Source organism: Paenibacillus silvestris, assembly GCF_009882985.1.
GTDB classification, from domain to species: Bacteria; Bacillota; Bacilli; order Paenibacillales; family NBRC-103111; genus Paenibacillus_E; species Paenibacillus_E silvestris.
The window spans coordinates 617,377-633,862 of sequence record NZ_WTUZ01000010.1; the positions used below are offsets into that span (position 1 = coordinate 617,377).

The following is a 16,486-nucleotide window of genomic DNA, read 5'->3' on the forward strand; positions in this document are numbered from 1 at the left end:
TTAGTTTAAGCAAAAAATCCAAGTAAATACGCCTATCCTTTTTCAGAAACACGAAGAAACACAAAAGAGAGTCCGTATGTATAAATACAGGCTCTCTTCTTATTTAAATCCACTATTCATTCTCACATCTCCAATAAGAGCATTTCTTGACGCATTTCGAGCAACTTGGTTTTACTCTCCATAATCGCTTTGGCATCCCCAGATGCTATAGCATCATGTAAGGTGGCCAGTTCATAATCGAGTTCCATGCGCAAAATAGGAATTCGTTCATCTGTACGCTTGGATCGCAGCGCTTGCATGACTTCTTCTACTGTCACGGCTGGCTCCTTCTGATACAGCACTTTATGTTCGATGCCGCTAATTTCAACCATGCGAATAATTTCCCCGAACATAATATTCTCAATGAGAATTTGCCGATCTTTGAATCTTTTTACTACCGCATGACCGCGTGTGTCACCAATCAATTTTTCCATCATTTCCGCGAGCTTCTCATCTTTGAACGAATAATTACCCACGATTTTATACTTTTCACCAATTCGCTCAAACTTCAGCTTAATCAGCTTCCGTCCTGTACGAATGGAAATGATGAACTGCAGCTCACTTTCGTTCCAATACAGAGAATAACCTTCCTGAATGAGCGCTTTAATGAAGTTCCGGATTAGCCGGCGATCAAATCGTAACTCTAGGTTGCAGTACTCCACTTCATGACTCTTACTCACGGCAATCCCCTCCATAATTGGTGCGTTTGTTTTATTTAAATATTCAGACAACTTATCTTCTTATCCTTATCTTATTATGAATTCTATGTTTTAGCAACTTGGATTATTGACATTTTTTTAAGGAAAAACGTACAAAAAAAGCTGATGCCTGTTTGATCGCGGCGTCAGCCTAGCAAAAAATGGAAGGCGGATTCCGCTATGCAGAAGTATCCAATTTAATGCCATCCCCAGAAAAATCCGTCGCGCTCCCAGGCTGCTTTGCCGCCATGAAGTTTCTTAAATATTTTTTTGACTTCTTTGGATATCGCTTGATTCCCATTTTCGTTGACATAAATAAAGGATTCTCCATAATGGCTAATAATATAGTCAACTGCTTCTTTCTGATGTAAAATCCCTGCGGATTTCAACTGCTCCAGCATCCATTCTGCAACCTCGTTCGCCGTAACGGCCATTCCCGTTCTCTCCTTCATTTCACGTGTTATTAATAATTGAACCCTGTCCAATAACTTGAATCAATCGTTCCATTGTAACATATTCTCTTTACATTTATCGATCGAATAGGTACAGGAGCACAATCATCCCCTTACTAGCCCATTAGCCCATTCATTCCTAGGGGGAACACCATATGCTATCTCTGTAAGATAAACGAACAGAATGAATAAACGAAAGGGTGATTTTGGATGGGTTATGGAGCTGGTGTAGCTGGTGTTGGCGGTTATAATTCCGCTGCTGCAATTTTGGTTCTCTTTATTTTATTAGTTATTATTTCTAGTGCATTCGTTATCTAATCCACTTCAAATACGAAAGGGCTGTCTGGCAACTCTGCCAGCAGCCCTTTATTCGTATACACGTTTAAGTGAGTGGTTTGGTGAATCCCGTATTAAGAATGGTCTAACCCACCTCAGCATCCTCGGGTCTCAAGATCACGGTCCCGACGCCAAGCAGAATCAGCGCAAACAGGGTAAGCACACCCATGTGCATCCACATGTGGGACAAAGACTGCCCCGAAGCCATAAGCTGGATTGCTTCAATGACCCATTTCTGGGGAACGAAATTGGCAATTTTCTGCATCCACTCCGGCATCAGAGAAATGGGCCAGAAACAGCCGCCTAGCATACAGGTAGGGGTAACGATTAACGAGTTGATCATGCTCATATTGGACGCATTCTTCACCAAACCTGCGACTGCGCTGGCAATCCCCATACTCGCTAATAAGAAAAATTCCAACATGACAAATTGTGAGAAGAATGGCAGCCCATAATCATATAGCGCCACATAACGGGTAATGAGCAAGATAACAAGCACTTGCAAGGTTCCTACAAAAAAGCTGCCGATAAAATTGCCTAGCATAATTTCGATGGAGCGAACTGGAGCCGTGAAGGTCCTTGCCATGGTCCGCATTCTCCGGTCCTCCATAATGACGGAAATCGTATTGTTGATGACTCCCATCATGAACATCAGCATAAAGCCAATGACGAGATGCATATTCGGATTCACATACAAGTTCAGATCCGTAACACGCGCCTTAACTTGATGCTTCTCCAACTGGGTTAATGTCTTCTCCACGGCGTCCTGAAGCGGTTTGTCCTGAAGTCCTTGTTTCCGCTGAACATCAACAGTTCCTTGATAGCCTGCAAGGATACTATTCAGCGTTATTTTCAACGTAATGGTCGCTTCACTCACACTGAGCTGATACATATCTACTTGCGGCGCGGAACCTTGCAATAACGTTTCACTGAATCCTTCCGGAATGACGAACGCACCTCCGACCTTTTGCTTCGTAACATCTTCCTTCAAGTCGGCACTGGAAGCCTGTTCCTTCAGACTGTAATCGGGCAACCCTGTCAACTCCTGAACCAAGTGAGCCCCTAGCGGTCCGCGGTCCATATTGATATAAGCGATATCAACCTGGTGCTCCTGCTGCTGTCCGAGTACACCAATAATCAAGGAAACTACGCCTACCGGGATGATGAGGTACATGAGCAAACCCCGCTTTTGCAAAAGCGTGCGGCGAAGCATATTATAGGCGATATACAAGCTATTCATGATATCCCGCCTTTCGGTAAACGATGAAAGAAATGAGCAATATGCCAGCGCTAATGCATCCCAAGACTAACAAATGATGCCCTAAGACGGAGGGTTCACTGCCCAGCATGATGCGATACATACTTTGCATAGCCCAGTGATTCAGCGTAAAATTACCAAGCTGATGGAGTAATCCATCAGGCAGCGGTGTAAAGCCTCCGCTTAGAAAGGACATTACCATCACCATCATTTGGAAAATGGTTGAGATCCCTTTGGACGATTTCACAATCAGAGCTATTAAAACAGCGAGACTCATGGACGCTATGATGACGAAAAAGCAGATTAGTGCCAGTACCCCATACGAATTTCCCCAATCGACATGATAAAAAATAACGGTCGTTCCGACAATGATCGCTGCCTGACAAATCGCAATAAAGGTGTTGCCGAGCACCTTGCCGAGTAAAATTGTATACTCACGAACCGGCATCGCATTCAGACGGGCTAGCGTATGTTTATCCTTTTCACCCTGCAGTGTCATCGCCGTGGACAAACCGGAATATAACAAAAACATGACCAGCATCGATGCGGCGTAATACTGCATAGCGGAATACTGGGAATTACCCTTTGCTAGATTGCCTAGCTTGACATGATCAGATGAACCTTGATTCTGCATGGAAGCTGCTGCCTCAGGGCCAATCGTTATCCCGACTGCCTGTCTGTGGTTCACGCTATCCAAGAAAGAACGAAGTACCATTTGAGCGGTCAAATTCTGCTCATAATTGTTCCCAAGAATCATTTCCCACTCTGCTTCCTTCCCCGTCATCACACGTGAACTGAAATCACTAGGGATAACAAGCGCAAATTCAGAGTCCCCTGATTTAAGCCTGTTGACAGCTTCATCGCGTGTCTGCACATTTGAGGTTTGAAGCAAACTCCCAATGTCAGGCGAGTGCAGAAAGCCTTCTATGCTCGATTTCAGCTCACCCGAATCTCCTTGTACAACGTCCACTTTCACGGGATTGATAGTCCGATCTTCCACTTTGAAAGCTCCAGAAAGTGCCGATCCCAAGATGAAAATGAGCAAGAGAGGCATCGCAAACTGGATGGCCATTACGTATCGCATGCGAAGCATTCGCAAAACTTCATATTTTGCAATAATCCATAATTGCATCGCGCTCTCCCCCTAATCCCGTAAAGTTCTACCGGTCAACGACAGGAATAATGCCTCGAGATCCGGTTCTACCTGCGCGAGTGATTGAATTTTGACATTGTGCTTGGATAAAATGAACAGGATATCTTGCAAATAAGCTTGCGACGATCCAACAAGCAATTCAAGCGCTTGTTCTTGGGCGTTCACCTGCTTGATTCTAGGATGTTCACGAAGTTCCTTAACCGCATCATCCGTTAAATTTGCTACTTGGAGTATAATCTTGTTATCCTGTGCAACTTTGCTACGAAGCTCCTCTTGCGTACCGCAAGCAATCAAATGTCCGTGATCCATGATGCCGACACGTGTCGAGATCGCCGATACTTCTTCCATGTAATGTGATGTGTAAATGATCGTTGAACCCATACGGTTCAAGGTTTTGACCGACTCCAGGATGTGATTCCGAGATTGCGGATCGATTCCCACGGTCGGCTCATCCATAATAATGAGCTTAGGATGGTGCATAATTGCGCAAGCAATATTCAATCTCCTTTTCATCCCACCCGAAAAAGCACTCGGCTTATCGCTAGCCCGATCTGATAGCCCGACGAATTCCAGCGCTTCCTTGACACGGTTCTGCAAGAGAGCGCCTCTTAAGCCATAAAGTCTGGCAAAAAACGTAACATTTTCCCTAGCGCTTAAACTTTCGAAGATGGCAAGCTCCTGTGGAACAAGACCAATGAGTCGCTTAACCTCCAGCGTGTCTTTTGCAACGGACAACCCGTCTACAATCATTTCTCCTCCATCCATTTTGAGTAAGCCGCTTAGCATCTTGATTGTGGTGCTTTTACCTGCTCCGTTTGGGCCCAGCAACCCGAATATTTCACCTTGCTGAACGGATAAATTCAAATGATCAACGGATATTTGATTACTGTATTTTTTTACAACATTCTTAATTTGTATAAAGCTCACTTGGATCCTCTCCCTTATCTCGACGGCTTGAATTACACTTATTGTACTTCAATCAACATACATTTACAGGTAGATTAAGTCATCTGACAAGGTGACAAAAGTCATAAACGCTTCTTTAAACATGTCAACTCACTTGCCAATTATGCTATAATTTGGCTATACGCTTGAAAAGGAAGGGAATCACTTGTTACCTTTACTGCTTATAACCCGCTACATACTTATTCTCATTCCAGCGATTTCTTCCATGTATCTCGAAAGTTACGCGTCAAATGGCACCTATGTGTTCTTTATTCTTCTATTCTTTTGGGTCGCAGAGCTGAGGAGAACGATATTCAAGAAATCTATAGGGATGCTATTGGTCGAAATCGGGTTTAGCGGATGGCTTTGCTATACGTTTGACGGCTTATTATTCATCATCTTTTACTCCACTCTGCTAACTTATCTTCCTGCCTTCCATCGTCATATCCGACTTTCTTTCTTAGGTGTTCAATTGATCGCACTAAACTTGAGCTTACAGGGCCAATCTAGCAGCTATTACGTGCTAGCTAATCTCCTCTTTTTTACCCTGGCGCTGCTGCTTCGGCATATGAACCAAGTGGCACAAAACAAAGTGGACATCGAACTGCTTTATGATCAGCTGCGGCGACAGCATTATGAACTCGATGAAGCTCGCATGCAGTTATTGGACTACGCTAGACAGGTTGAGAATATTGCTCAGCTCGATGAACGCAACCGGATTTCACGAGATATTCACGATGATTTGGGACACCAATTGATTCGTCTCAAAATGATGATGGAAGCCGGGCTGCGGATTATGCCAACGCACATGAGTAAAGGCATGGAGATGTTAACCTCCGTTAGGGACCAGCTAACTGAAAGCATGGAACTACTACGATCAACTGTACGTAAGCTGAAGCCGGATGACGATTCCATGCAGTCGTTTACCCTTGATCGGCTTATTGAAGGATTGACCAAAGAGAAAGGCATCGCGATCGAGGTTGATATTCAGGGTATGCCCTATGTCCTTTATCCTAGTCTAGCCTTCATTCTATACCGCAACGCCCAAGAAGCCATCACGAATGCGATTCGTCACGGCGGTGCTACATCTGTACAGATTCAATTAATTTATGAAACCAAGCAAATTACAATGAGCGTTTCGAATAACGGGCAGGTTCCTACTGGTCAAACCGCCAAAGGACTCGGAATGACGGGCATGGAAGAGCGAAGCAAACTTATAGGCGGTCAGCTTCTTGTGACAATGGATTCCCGGTTTACGGTGACAACGGTCTTGCCCACTTTTCGCCAAACACACTAAGGCAAACGAAGAAAGAAAGGGTTGAAACAACTATGATACATGTTCTTATTACTGACGATGATCCATTTATACGAGAAAGCTTACAATTAATTATCGGGCTTGACAAAGATATTACTGTTGTTGGAACGTGCACCCATGGCGATGAGGCCTTAGCTATTATCCAAAGTGGTGTTCAAGTCGATGTCATCCTGATGGATATTAGAATGCCCATCTGCGATGGCGTGGAGGGAACACGCAAGATCAAACAAACAAATCCCGAGATTTCTATTCTAATTTTAACGACATTTGACGATGATGAATTTATTGTTCAGGCGATTCGCAACGGAGCCAGCGGCTATTTACTGAAGAACATTTCCCCCGACCGTATCATTCAAGGCATAAAAATGGTTGAGCAAGGCAATTTGCTAATACATCCTGACATTGCTAAGAAATTGGCAACCTTCATTAGTCCCGCTCCCGCACCAAGCGCACCCGCTTCTACCACACTACGAGAATACGGATTAACGGCCAGCGAACAAGCGGTGGTCGAGAAAATATCAGAGGGCTTGTCGAACAAAGAAATCGCCCAGGAGCTTTTCCTGAGCGAAGGCACGGTCAAAAATTATATAACTGAAATTCTTAGCAAGCTGAATCTCCGCGATCGTACGCAAATTGCCATCTTCTATTTAAAAAAACAATCCGGAGTAAATTAGTTTAGTTGTTATTTACTTTTGTAACCTCGATATCCTCCTTGGAGGAACTTCCCACCACATAACCAAGCTGATTATTGATACCATTAACTTGAGTCAGCTTGAGTGTCGTGCGGAAGTAATGCCCGTTTTCAGTAAGCAAATAGCTGTAAGTATCGAGTTCAGGCAGAGCATCAATAACGATAGGACTCGAGATAAACGGCATCTTATTGATTTCGTAGAATCGGAAGTCTTCCACATAATCTTTGAGTGCTTTTAGCTTGACTGGGTCATTCTCTCCTGTAATGGGAACACCATCCGTATTCGAATACGATACTTGCGGGGGCTGGCTCCCCCAAGCTTTCTTCAATTCTTCCTCTCCGACATACAGCTCTTGCGAATATTTCTCCTTTGCTTTGCGTAATCCGGCTGTTGGCACTCCCATTCGTTCCACATCCACTAATCGATAGTACGTCTGTTCCGTCATATTCGTGACCACTGGATAGGTGGCACCTCGGTATTCAAAGTACTGCACATAGGGGTATTGGAACACAATTTCCGTGTACCCTGTCTCATTCCCCTCAGCAGGTTGGCCGGGATTGATGCGCGGATTCATATAAATCGTTTTGGTGCTTTCCTGCCAATTGACGACTGCCCCTAGATAGTTACCTATCTCTTTCACTGGCAAGTAGCTGCTATTGTTATAAATCAACGGCGGGTTATTAAGCTTCACTTGCTGCCCGTTAACAACTACCTTGAAATCATTTCTTAAATACGCATCCACACGTTGCAGAACATCTTCTGCATAGACGCCTGCCGTAAAGCAAGTTCCCATTAAAGAGCCCAATAGTACGACCGCGGACCATTTCTTCATTTTCATAGCAGAATTCTCCTGTCTTTTCCAATAGATTATTCCACATATTTCGGCAAACTCTTATTTATTCCTCCTTTTTCTGACAAAATGGGACATTCTTCCTACTTCCATCCTACGAAACTCGTAAAACATTGCAGAGCTCACTCTTTTAATTTAAAATAATTGAAAAACGTAAGTTGAAAAGAGGCACCTAACTATGAGCTTTACTGGATTTACACAGCATGATTTCGATACATTTGCCATAGAAGGTTTGGATGGACGAATGGAAGCCATTCGCGAGCGCATTCAACCTAAGTTTAAAGCGTTAGGCGATTCTTTGGCGCAGGATCTCTCGCTCTTTGCCGGAACCGAAATGTTTTTACATATTGCCAAGCATTTAAGACGCAAAATTAACCCGCCAGTGGATACTTGGATGGCCATCTGCCCGAATAAAAGAGGTTATAAGCAAGTTCCTCATTTCCAGGTCGGCCTGTTTGATGATCGCGTATTTATCTGGCTTGCACTCATCTATGAGCTCCCTAATAAAAGCAATATCGCCACTACGTACATGAATCAGATCGATCGCATTCAAAAGGAAATACCAGCCGATTTCGTTCTCTCCTTCGATCATATGAAAAAGGATGTCACACCGCTGGCTGATTTAGACCGCAATGCTTGGAATGACGCTTTGATACGTTTCCGCGATGTCAAAAAAGTTGAACTGCTGATCGGCAGAAACCTTCATTTCCAAGATCCGGTGCTTACAAAACCTGATGAACTTGAGTCGTTGATTAAATCAACGTTCGAGAAGCTGATTCCTCTGTATCAACTAGCTGTTGATGCGAAATAACTCGAATTGTGGAAATTTTATGTAAAACTAAGCTTATTTTAAACTAAAATTAATCCCTCCTGCACAGACTATGTTCTGTAATTCCTATTTTTTGGGAAAGGAGGCCTACACATGAATCAGCCTTATAAGAAAAAACTGCTGGTGAGCACGATGGCCCTCTCGTTCGTTTTGGGAGCTGCTGTGCTCCCTTCGCTATCCGCTTCGGCTCAGGCACCATCCGCTAATGGGCAAGAGATCGTTTCTCTTCAGCAAACCGATGAGAAAGGGCACGGGCGCCATAACCGCAAGTGGCCGATTATCGAGGAATCTGCCAATGTCATTGGTGTTGACAAAGAAGTGCTCGTGAAATCGCTCAAGAGCGGTAAGAGTATTGTGGAAGCAGCAGCCGACAAAGGCGTAAGCGAAGCCGACCTCACGGCAAAGCTACAGCAGCTCCGTACCGGAAAGATTGAAGTAGCCGTGAAGGATGGCAAGCTGACAGCCGACCAGGGCGAGCATATGAAGCAAAAGCTCGGCGAACATTTGAAGTTCATCCTCAACGAGAAGAACCTCCTGGACAGCCATGGCAGAAGCAAGTGGCACCGCTTCGGACTGAAGCCCGACACGGAAAAACTCGCCAAAACGCTCGGACTGAGCAAGGATGAACTACATGCCCAGCTTCGCTCCGGCAAATCGCTCACCGAAATCGCACAGTCCAAAGGCATTTCCAAGGACAAGCTCGTCGCGTCCATTAAAGATCAGTTAACCCCATCCATTGAGAAGTGGGTTGACCACAAGAAAGATATGAAAGCTAAGGAATAAGTGCACATGAAAAAGGCTGCCCAATGTCATCTAAGATGGCATTGGAGCAGTCTTTTTTTCTTTTCGCTATTATTTTTTGCTTAATGAGTGATTACTCACTTCACAACGACATACAGATGACGTATGATGAGTTTGAATGAATAATGAGTGATTACTCACTCAGAAAGAGGTGCCGGTCTATGGCTATTAACACGTCCATCGAAGTGCAGCATGTCGGCAAGCAGTTCGGAGAGAAAGTTGTTTTGCAGGACATCACCTTGGCAGTTCCTAAAGCGCAGATTTTCGGACTTCTCGGCCCTTCCGGATCTGGTAAAACAACACTCGTGCGGCTCATTGCGGGTATTGATGCCCCCTCTTCCGGCACAGTCGAGGTGCTCGGAGAGCGCATGCCGCAGTTGGCTATGCTATCTAACATCGGATACATGGCGCAGTCTGATGCTCTGTATGCTGAATTAACGGCACAGGAGAATTTGGAGTTTTTCTCAGCCTTATATGGGCTCGCAGGCGCAAAGCGTAAACAACGCATCCTGGATGTGATGGAGCTCGTAGATCTGGGAGATCACTTGAAAAAGCAAGTATCGAACTACTCCGGGGGCATGAAACGCCGCCTATCGCTTGCGATCTCGCTTTTGCATGAGCCGGCCATTCTAATTCTAGACGAACCTACGGTAGGCATCGATCCTGTCTTGCGTAAATCGATTTGGGAGGAACTCTCCTCTTTAAGTCAGAAAGGCACCACGATCCTCCTCACCACGCACGTCATGGATGAGGCCGATAAATGCCATCAGCTCGGAATGATTCGCGACGGTCGACTGACTGCCGTAGGAACGCCGGATGAATTGAAACAAGCGACCTCCTCTTCGACGATAGAAGAAGCATTCTTATTCTATGGAGGTGCGCGAGCATGAGAATTCGGGCCATCGTCATTCGGATTTTACGGCAATTTTTCCATGATAAACGGACACTTATGATGATGCTTGTCGCACCAATGCTCATTCTGTTCATGATGTCATTAGTGTTTAATGGGGACACCTATGTCCCTAAGCTAGGCGCCGTGAATGTTCCCGCTCCGCTCGTTCAGAAGCTTCAGGAATTGAATGCGGAAGTTACGAGCTATACGGCTGAAGAAGCACAAGCTGAACTTGAAGCGGTCCATTTGGATGCGGTTATTACCATGAATGGAGCAGCTGCTCAGCTCGCTCTAGAGGGTAGTGACCCCAGCAAAAACAAAGCCGTATTATTTCTGATGCAAAAAGCTTTGCAATCCGCTATCCCGGCCAACACTAGTTTGCAGGCTCCCGTCATCTCCTATTTGCATGGCTCAGCTGATATGGCCGCTTTTGACAATTTTGGTCCGGTGCTGATTGGCTTCTTTGTATTCTTCTTCGTTTTCCTGCTCTCCGGTGTATCGTTCCTAAGGGAACGAACTGGCGGAACGCTGGAGCGTCTCCTCGCTACTCCGCTGCGCCGCTGGGAAATCGTCGTCGGTTATATTCTCGGTTTCGGCATATTCACAACCTTGCAAGCAACACTAATTGCCTGGTTTGCAACAAGTGTTCTAGGTTTAATGATGGTCGGATCTTTCTGGTATGTCCTGTTGATTACTGTTCTGCTCGCGCTAGCGGCACTTTCGCTCGGAACTCTGATTTCCGCTTTCGCAAACAACGAATTCCAGATGATTCAATTCATACCGCTCATTATCGTCCCTCAGGTGTTCTTCTCAGGCCTTTTCAGCTTGGATACGATGTCTGTATACCTGCGATGGATCGGGGTCGTCATGCCCCTAAAATACGGCGCTGACGCGCTGCGCAATATTATGATTCGCGGCGCGGGATGGGATCGCATCTGGATGGACGTCGCCGTTCTTGCAGCCTTCACGTTCATCTTCATGATCTTGAACATACTGGCACTGCGGAAGCATCGTAAGATATAATAGTTGGATGCGACGACTAACCGAGGAGGTGAATGCCGTGTCCGACATTGCAATCGATCCATGGCTGAAAGAACTGCTGCGCCTAAACGACGAGGAAGAGAAAATGACCGATAAGCAAATCAAAATTGTGCAAGCGGCCGTGGAAATTTTCTCGGAGAAAGGGTTTGCCGGCTCCTCAACCAGCGAGATCGCTCAGAAAGCAGGCGTAGCGGAAGGAACGATTTTCCGACACTATAAAACCAAAAAAGAGCTGCTGCTCTCGATCGTTGCTCCGATGATGACGAAGCTTATCGCTCCCTTTGCTGTAAAAGACTTTACCAAGGTGCTTGAAGCCGACTATCCCACCGTGGAACAATTTTTGCGTGCCATTACGGTCAACCGACTAGAATTTGCCCGCAAGCATTTTCCTGTGATCAAAATTTTCATGCACGAAATCCCGTTTCACAAGGAGCTCCGAGAACAGTTCAAGGAAACCGTAGCTGATATGGTGCTGGAAAAAGCTTATAAAGCAATCCGGCACTTTCAAGGGGGAGGCCAGCTCATTGAGATCCCTGCTCCTACGAGTATGCGGCTGATTGTTTCGAGCATTATTGGCCTTTTGATTACCCGATTTTTATTGGTACCGGAATCCGAGTGGGATGAAGAGAAGGAAATCGATTATACGATTAACTTCATTTTGCATGGATTAGCGCCACGTAAATCCTAGGGGTAGCTGAACTACAGCTACTAGGCGGTAATTTAACAAAAGGAATGGGACTATGGCGTTCTGACAAGGAACTGGAGTCCTCTATTTTGGATAAAAATGGTTGTTTCTCTTTCTGAAAGGAACTACAGGCTCTTATTTGTCCTCCATGGAGTGTTGTTCAGGTGAAATCGGTAAAATAGCGGACTGTAGTTCCGCTTGCCTGTGAAGAATATACCTTTTCAATGAAATAGCGAACTGTAGTTCCTTGGAAGCTGCAAAAACATGAAGGATTCAAAAAAAGCTGTACACCCGCCTTCTCCATTGAGAAAGCTAGTGTACAGCTTTTTATTGGTGCTAAGCCGTTTGCTGTTGAACCCGCGTCTGACGATCAACAAGCACGAAGCGCTGCAGCAGCAGAATCGCCGCCAAGCAAAGCACGCCGCCGATAATAAACGGCAAGGAATGCGCGATGGCGAACACCGCTCCGCCAAGTAGCGGGCCCGCGATGCGGCCCAGGCTGTCCATGGAGGAGCTGAGGCCCGTCGCGACGCCTTGTCCCACTTTCGTACGCTGCGTAATCAGCGACGTCACACAAGGGCGTATCAGCGCGTTCCCGGCGCCGAATACGGACAAGTAAATCGCAGCGGTGACAACGCTGCTGGAGTACAGCAGCAGGAAGAAACCAGCTGCTGAGAGCAATAAGCCGATGCCAATCACTTTCTGCTCGGCACCCTGTTTGACCAAGCGGCGAACGACACCGCCTTGGATCAAGGCGCCAACGATGCCGCTGGCAAGGAACATCATGCCGATATCAAATGGCGTTGCGCCGATCTTGTCCATTTGGTAATACTGCAGCGTCGCTTCTAGGCCAGCGAGTGTAAATGAAACGAAAAAGGATAACACATACAAATACTTGGATGCTCCAGAGAATGCTTTCCACCTCGATGGAGCCTTCTCCTTCACTGAAGTTCGCTTATTCGCTGGCAGCGACTCCGAGAGGATCGCAAAAGCAAAAAGGAACGAGGCAAACGCCAGGATTGAAGCTGCGAAGAAAGGCACGTAAGTCCCCCAACGGCTTAGAATCCCTCCAATCGCGGGCCCGAAGATAAAACCTAAACCGATCGACATGCCCACCATTCCCATGCCTTTCGTCCGATTCTCGGCCGTTGTAATGTCCGCCACGTAAGCAACAGCGCAGGCCGTTGCAGCTCCTGAGAATAAGCCCCCCAAGATGCGAGACACGTACATGATCCACAAATGTCCGTCCGCGAATCCAAAAATCAGAAAGCTAATACTAAAGCCCAGCAAGCCAATTAAGATAATCGGTCTGCGTCCAATACGATCCGAGAGCGCGCCCCAAATCGGAGACATCAGGAAGGAAGCCGCAGAGTAAACCGATAGCAACAACGCGTTATGATACTCAGAGCCGGCTCCTTTGACTACTTCCGGCAGGATGGGAATGATAATGCCAAAACCTACGAAAATGGTCATCAACAACAGCATGATGATTCCAATCTGTTTATTCATGATGCTTATGAGCCTCCAAACCAAACATTTTCCCTTATCGTACCATACCTTTTTTGGGGATGGAAATGAACATTTGAAGAACAAGTAACAGTACGAGGACTGAACCGCTCATCAAAAATGGCGCATGGTAGCCATAGACATCCCATAGCTTGCCGGAAACGATCGGCCCGATAATCATGCCAAGCCCTTCAATCGTTAGAAAGAAGCCCCATACAGCCCCTCTCTTCTCAGGGGGTATGGCCGAAGCAATCAGCGCATTCCAGGACGGTATGATAAAAGCGTAGCCAACTCCAAGCAGGGCAACCAATACATACAGTATGGTCATAGACTTGGCATATGTAAACAGTAGCAGAGCTGCAGCGCTTATGGTGAAACCCGTGATCAAAAACGGACGTATGCCGCGGCGGTCCACCCATTTCCCCATGGGTACTAAACATATGACCGTAACAGCTCCTCCTGCAACCAGAAACATGCTGTATTCAAAGGAGGAAAGCTTAAGCACCTCTTTTGCATACAGAGTCAGAATAGGTGTCAATATGCCGAGAGCAAACGTCTGTGCGAACATAGCGGGAAACATGAGTGGGCTAACAGACAGTGATCGCCTTACTTCACCTAGATAGGCCGAAACTCGCTCAACGAGTGGAGCTTTCTCAGGTTTAGCGTGTGTTACTGCCTTCTCTATCCCCACTGAACTTTTCCGAGGCAGCATTAGCGCTACGAGCACTACAACTGTCATGCATGCGATCAATAAACGAAATGCAATCGTGTACCGATTTTCACCTACAAAAAAGTTAATGGCCACCGGCCCAAGACCAACGCCCGATAACCATGCCATATAAACAACGCTCATGATCGTCGCCTTGCCATCCTCCCCTGCCACTTCCGTCGTCCCTGTAATCACGCATGGCCATAGCGGGGCTGTACCAAAGCCAAGCAGCGTGCAGCCGACAATCATCCAAATATATTGGGAAGTTGTTGCCATAAGGATGACAGAAACAAAGGTCAACAGCACACCTGTGAGCATAGTTGTACGATAACCGAGCTTATCAATGATCCAGCCGACAGGCGTGCGCAGCACATTATCGCCAATATATTGAGCCGCAAGCGTCCATCCAATGATAAAGGCCGAAGCCCCGAGCCCTGTTTTCATGTAGACCGGCAATATCGTAATTAGCAGTGCGCCCTTCACAAATTCGACGATAAACATAATAATTAACAATTCGATCACAAATGGGGAAAACAGCTGGTTTTTCCGCCATTTTTGCAACAAAATCATGTGATTTCTCCTTATTTGGACGTATTTTAACAAGTATTGTTAGTTTTTCCCCAATTAGCACAAACTATTTTCAAAAAATTAGCTTGCATGAAATCTCTAGTTTGATATACTCATTTTGTTTGTTGCATCTTTCGACAAGCAATCCACGATAGAAGGGAAGCGATAATCAGGTGGATCATACCCGTACCCCCCTGTTCACTGCATTGCTCGAGCATGCTGAAAAAAATCCGATTCAGTTTCACATTCCTGGCCACAAAAAAGGAGTCGGCATGGACCCGGAGTTTCGTTCCTTTATTGGGGACAATGCCCTGTCCATCGACCTCATCAATATAGCACCGCTGGATGATCTCCATCAACCGATGGGTGTCATTGAGGAAGCCCAGAAGCTGGCTGCGGACGCCTATGGTGCAGACCATACGTTCTTCTCCGTACAAGGGACAAGTGGAGCCATCATGACGATGATTATGACGGTCTGTTCCGAAGGCGATAAAATTATCGTTCCGCGAAATGTACATAAATCCGTTCTTGCCGCGATTATTTTCGTCGGCGCTAAGCCGGTATTTATCCAGCCCGCACGTGACAAAAACTTAGGAATCGACCATGGTATTCCAACCCGTTCTGTCCGCAGAGCGCTTGAGAAGCATCCTGATGCCAAAGCTGTATTAGTTATCAATCCAACTTATTATGGTGTATGTACGGATCTAAAAGAGATCGTTGATCTGGTGCACAGCTATAACATGCCTGTCCTTGTTGATGAAGCGCATGGCGTGCTCATTCACTTCCATGACAAGCTACCAATGTCCGCTATGGAAGCAGGCGCCGATATGGCAGCAACAAGCGTTCATAAGCTAGGTGGATCCATGACACAAAGTTCCGTCTTGAATGTGAAAGGCAATCGCGTAAATCCTAAGCGGATCCAAACGATTATCTCCATGTTAACGACGACTTCTACGTCTTATATCTTGCTAGCTTCGCTAGATACAGCGCGCAGGCATTTAGCTTTGAATGGCACTGAAATGGCGGAACGTACAATTGCCCTTGCTCAGTACACCAGAAAGCAAATCAATGAAATTGAGAACCTTTACTGCTTCGGGGAAGAAATTCTAGGCGGAGAAGCTACTTTTACTTATGATCCGACGAAAATATGTGTCCATGTACGCAAGCTTGGGATCACGGGCTTCGAAGTCGAGAATTGGCTGCGTGAGCACTACAATATCGAAGTCGAAATGAGTGATATGTACAACATCCTCTGCCTCGTTACACCGGGTGATACGCCAGAGAACATTGAGATTCTACTAGAAGCTCTGCGCAAACTCTCGCATATGAATGACGACGTTGTCGAGGTCAAAGAGGTTGTTATTAAAGTCCCTGCTATTCCTCAATTAACGCTAACGCCGCGTGATGCTTTCTATGGCGAGACCGAAATTCTGCCGTTCAAAGATTCCGCCGACCGTATCATCGCTGAATTCATCTATGTATATCCACCGGGAATTCCGATTTTACTTCCAGGTGAAGTCATCACGCAAGAACTTATTGATTACATCGTCGAGCATGTTGAGGTTGGACTTCCAGTCAAAGGCCCTGAGGATCGCAGTGTTCAAAATGTCAAGGTTATCGTTGAGACACAAGCGATATTCTAGCGTTTTGAGTGATAGGAAGTTATTGTAAAACCGTTTACATGATGCTATGATGTTGGTGATGTTTAGCGAATGAGG

17 protein-coding genes are annotated in these 16,486 nt (G+C 46.0%); 9 read left to right on the top strand and 8 right to left on the bottom strand.

Features of this window, described 5'->3' with window-relative positions:
• Nucleotides 1–122: 122 nt before the first annotated feature.
• Nucleotides 123–719, bottom strand: a complete 597-nt coding sequence (locus GQF01_RS06290; RefSeq protein ID WP_127452115.1) for a hypothetical protein — start codon at nt 717–719, stop codon at nt 123–125.
• Between the two features lie 215 nt (nt 720–934).
• Nucleotides 935–1,171 carry a DUF6953 family protein gene (locus GQF01_RS06295; RefSeq protein WP_161405963.1) on the bottom strand — a complete coding sequence of 79 codons (237 nt, stop codon included), beginning with the start codon at nt 1,169–1,171 and terminating at the stop codon, nt 935–937.
• A 228-nt stretch (nt 1,172–1,399) separates the two neighbouring features.
• On the opposite strand from GQF01_RS06295, the gene GQF01_RS06300 reads away from it, so the two are divergent.
• Nucleotides 1,400–1,507 (top strand): YjcZ family sporulation protein, encoded by a 108-nt coding sequence (locus tag GQF01_RS06300; protein WP_145656775.1) that lies wholly within the window; start codon nt 1,400–1,402, stop codon nt 1,505–1,507.
• A gap of 103 nt (nt 1,508–1,610) precedes the next feature.
• Here the strand turns inward: GQF01_RS06300 and GQF01_RS06305 are convergent, their stop codons facing one another.
• From GQF01_RS06305 to GQF01_RS06315, 3 genes are read right to left on the bottom strand one after another with little or no spacing between them, the layout of a single operon-like run.
• Nucleotides 1,611–2,765, bottom strand: coding sequence for an ABC transporter permease (locus tag GQF01_RS06305; RefSeq protein WP_161405964.1), 1,155 nt, complete (start codon nt 2,763–2,765; stop codon nt 1,611–1,613).
• Nucleotides 2,758–3,915, bottom strand: coding sequence for an ABC transporter permease (locus GQF01_RS06310; protein ID WP_161405965.1), 1,158 nt, complete (start codon nt 3,913–3,915; stop codon nt 2,758–2,760). The genes GQF01_RS06305 and GQF01_RS06310 overlap by 8 nt, the downstream gene beginning before the upstream one ends.
• 12 nt (nt 3,916–3,927) lie before the next feature.
• Nucleotides 3,928–4,863 carry an ABC transporter ATP-binding protein gene (locus GQF01_RS06315; RefSeq protein ID WP_161405966.1) on the bottom strand — a complete coding sequence of 312 codons (936 nt, stop codon included), beginning with the start codon at nt 4,861–4,863 and terminating at the stop codon, nt 3,928–3,930.
• Nucleotides 4,864–5,047: 184 nt separating this feature from the next.
• On the opposite strand from GQF01_RS06315, the gene GQF01_RS06320 reads away from it, so the two are divergent.
• Nucleotides 5,048–6,178: a sensor histidine kinase gene (locus GQF01_RS06320; protein ID WP_161405967.1), complete on the top strand. Its 1,131-nt coding sequence runs from the start codon at nt 5,048–5,050 to the stop codon at nt 6,176–6,178.
• A 32-nt stretch (nt 6,179–6,210) separates the two neighbouring features.
• A complete protein-coding gene (locus GQF01_RS06325) occupies nt 6,211–6,870 on the top strand; it encodes a response regulator transcription factor (protein WP_161405968.1) in 660 nt (219 codons plus the stop codon).
• 1 nt (nt 6,871) lies between these two features.
• Here GQF01_RS06325 and GQF01_RS06330 read toward each other — a convergent pair whose 3' ends face one another.
• On the bottom strand, nt 6,872–7,726 hold the full coding sequence (locus GQF01_RS06330) for a stalk domain-containing protein (RefSeq protein WP_161405969.1): 855 nt from the start codon (nt 7,724–7,726) through the stop codon (nt 6,872–6,874).
• A gap of 190 nt (nt 7,727–7,916) precedes the next feature.
• Here GQF01_RS06330 and GQF01_RS06335 point away from each other — a divergent pair, with 190 nt between their 5' ends.
• The 5 genes from GQF01_RS06335 (at nt 7,917) to GQF01_RS06355 (ending at nt 11,989) form a co-directional block, all read left to right on the top strand.
• The gene (locus GQF01_RS06335; RefSeq protein ID WP_161405970.1) at nt 7,917–8,549 is read left to right on the top strand and encodes a YktB family protein; all 633 of its coding nucleotides are present in this window, start codon (nt 7,917–7,919) and stop codon (nt 8,547–8,549) included.
• A gap of 111 nt (nt 8,550–8,660) precedes the next feature.
• A complete protein-coding gene (locus GQF01_RS06340; protein ID WP_161405971.1) occupies nt 8,661–9,350 on the top strand; it encodes a hypothetical protein in 690 nt (229 codons plus the stop codon).
• A gap of 179 nt (nt 9,351–9,529) precedes the next feature.
• A complete protein-coding gene (locus tag GQF01_RS06345) occupies nt 9,530–10,258 on the top strand; it encodes an ABC transporter ATP-binding protein (protein ID WP_161405972.1) in 729 nt (242 codons plus the stop codon).
• Nucleotides 10,255–11,283 (top strand): ABC transporter permease, encoded by a 1,029-nt coding sequence (locus tag GQF01_RS06350; RefSeq protein WP_161405973.1) that lies wholly within the window; start codon nt 10,255–10,257, stop codon nt 11,281–11,283. The genes GQF01_RS06345 and GQF01_RS06350 overlap by 4 nt, the downstream gene beginning before the upstream one ends.
• 103 nt (nt 11,284–11,386) lie before the next feature.
• Nucleotides 11,387–11,989 carry a TetR/AcrR family transcriptional regulator gene (locus GQF01_RS06355; protein WP_235959193.1) on the top strand — a complete coding sequence of 201 codons (603 nt, stop codon included), beginning with the start codon at nt 11,387–11,389 and terminating at the stop codon, nt 11,987–11,989.
• Between the two features lie 333 nt (nt 11,990–12,322).
• Here GQF01_RS06355 and GQF01_RS06360 read toward each other — a convergent pair whose 3' ends face one another.
• A complete protein-coding gene (locus GQF01_RS06360) occupies nt 12,323–13,495 on the bottom strand; it encodes an MFS transporter (RefSeq protein ID WP_161405975.1) in 1,173 nt (390 codons plus the stop codon).
• 34 nt (nt 13,496–13,529) lie between these two features.
• Nucleotides 13,530–14,771 (bottom strand): MFS transporter, encoded by a 1,242-nt coding sequence (locus tag GQF01_RS06365; protein WP_161405976.1) that lies wholly within the window; start codon nt 14,769–14,771, stop codon nt 13,530–13,532.
• 170 nt (nt 14,772–14,941) lie between these two features.
• On the opposite strand from GQF01_RS06365, the gene GQF01_RS06370 reads away from it, so the two are divergent.
• Nucleotides 14,942–16,411, top strand: coding sequence for an aminotransferase class I/II-fold pyridoxal phosphate-dependent enzyme (locus GQF01_RS06370; protein ID WP_161405977.1), 1,470 nt, complete (start codon nt 14,942–14,944; stop codon nt 16,409–16,411).
• Nucleotides 16,412–16,486 lie beyond the last annotated feature (75 nt).

Bases quoted from the DNA above. Each gene is read 5' to 3' on its own strand.
- GQF01_RS06295 (WP_161405963.1), bottom strand. From the start codon at position 1,171: ATGGCCGTTACGGCGAACGAGGTTGCAGAATGGATGCTGGAGCAGTTG.
- GQF01_RS06300 (WP_145656775.1), top strand. From the start codon at position 1,400: ATGGGTTATGGAGCTGGTGTAGCTGGTGTTGGCGGTTATAATTCCGCT.
- GQF01_RS06305 (WP_161405964.1), bottom strand. From the start codon at position 2,765: ATGAATAGCTTGTATATCGCCTATAATATGCTTCGCCGCACGCTTTTG.
- GQF01_RS06310 (WP_161405965.1), bottom strand. From the start codon at position 3,915: ATGCAATTATGGATTATTGCAAAATATGAAGTTTTGCGAATGCTTCGC.
- GQF01_RS06325 (WP_161405968.1), top strand. From the start codon at position 6,211: ATGATACATGTTCTTATTACTGACGATGATCCATTTATACGAGAAAGC.
- GQF01_RS06330 (WP_161405969.1), bottom strand. From the start codon at position 7,726: ATGAAAATGAAGAAATGGTCCGCGGTCGTACTATTGGGCTCTTTAATG.
- GQF01_RS06335 (WP_161405970.1), top strand. From the start codon at position 7,917: ATGAGCTTTACTGGATTTACACAGCATGATTTCGATACATTTGCCATA.
- GQF01_RS06340 (WP_161405971.1), top strand. From the start codon at position 8,661: ATGAATCAGCCTTATAAGAAAAAACTGCTGGTGAGCACGATGGCCCTC.
- GQF01_RS06345 (WP_161405972.1), top strand. From the start codon at position 9,530: ATGGCTATTAACACGTCCATCGAAGTGCAGCATGTCGGCAAGCAGTTC.
- GQF01_RS06350 (WP_161405973.1), top strand. From the start codon at position 10,255: ATGAGAATTCGGGCCATCGTCATTCGGATTTTACGGCAATTTTTCCAT.
- GQF01_RS06355 (WP_235959193.1), top strand. From the start codon at position 11,387: ATGACCGATAAGCAAATCAAAATTGTGCAAGCGGCCGTGGAAATTTTC.
- GQF01_RS06360 (WP_161405975.1), bottom strand. From the start codon at position 13,495: ATGAATAAACAGATTGGAATCATCATGCTGTTGTTGATGACCATTTTC.
- GQF01_RS06365 (WP_161405976.1), bottom strand. From the start codon at position 14,771: ATGATTTTGTTGCAAAAATGGCGGAAAAACCAGCTGTTTTCCCCATTT.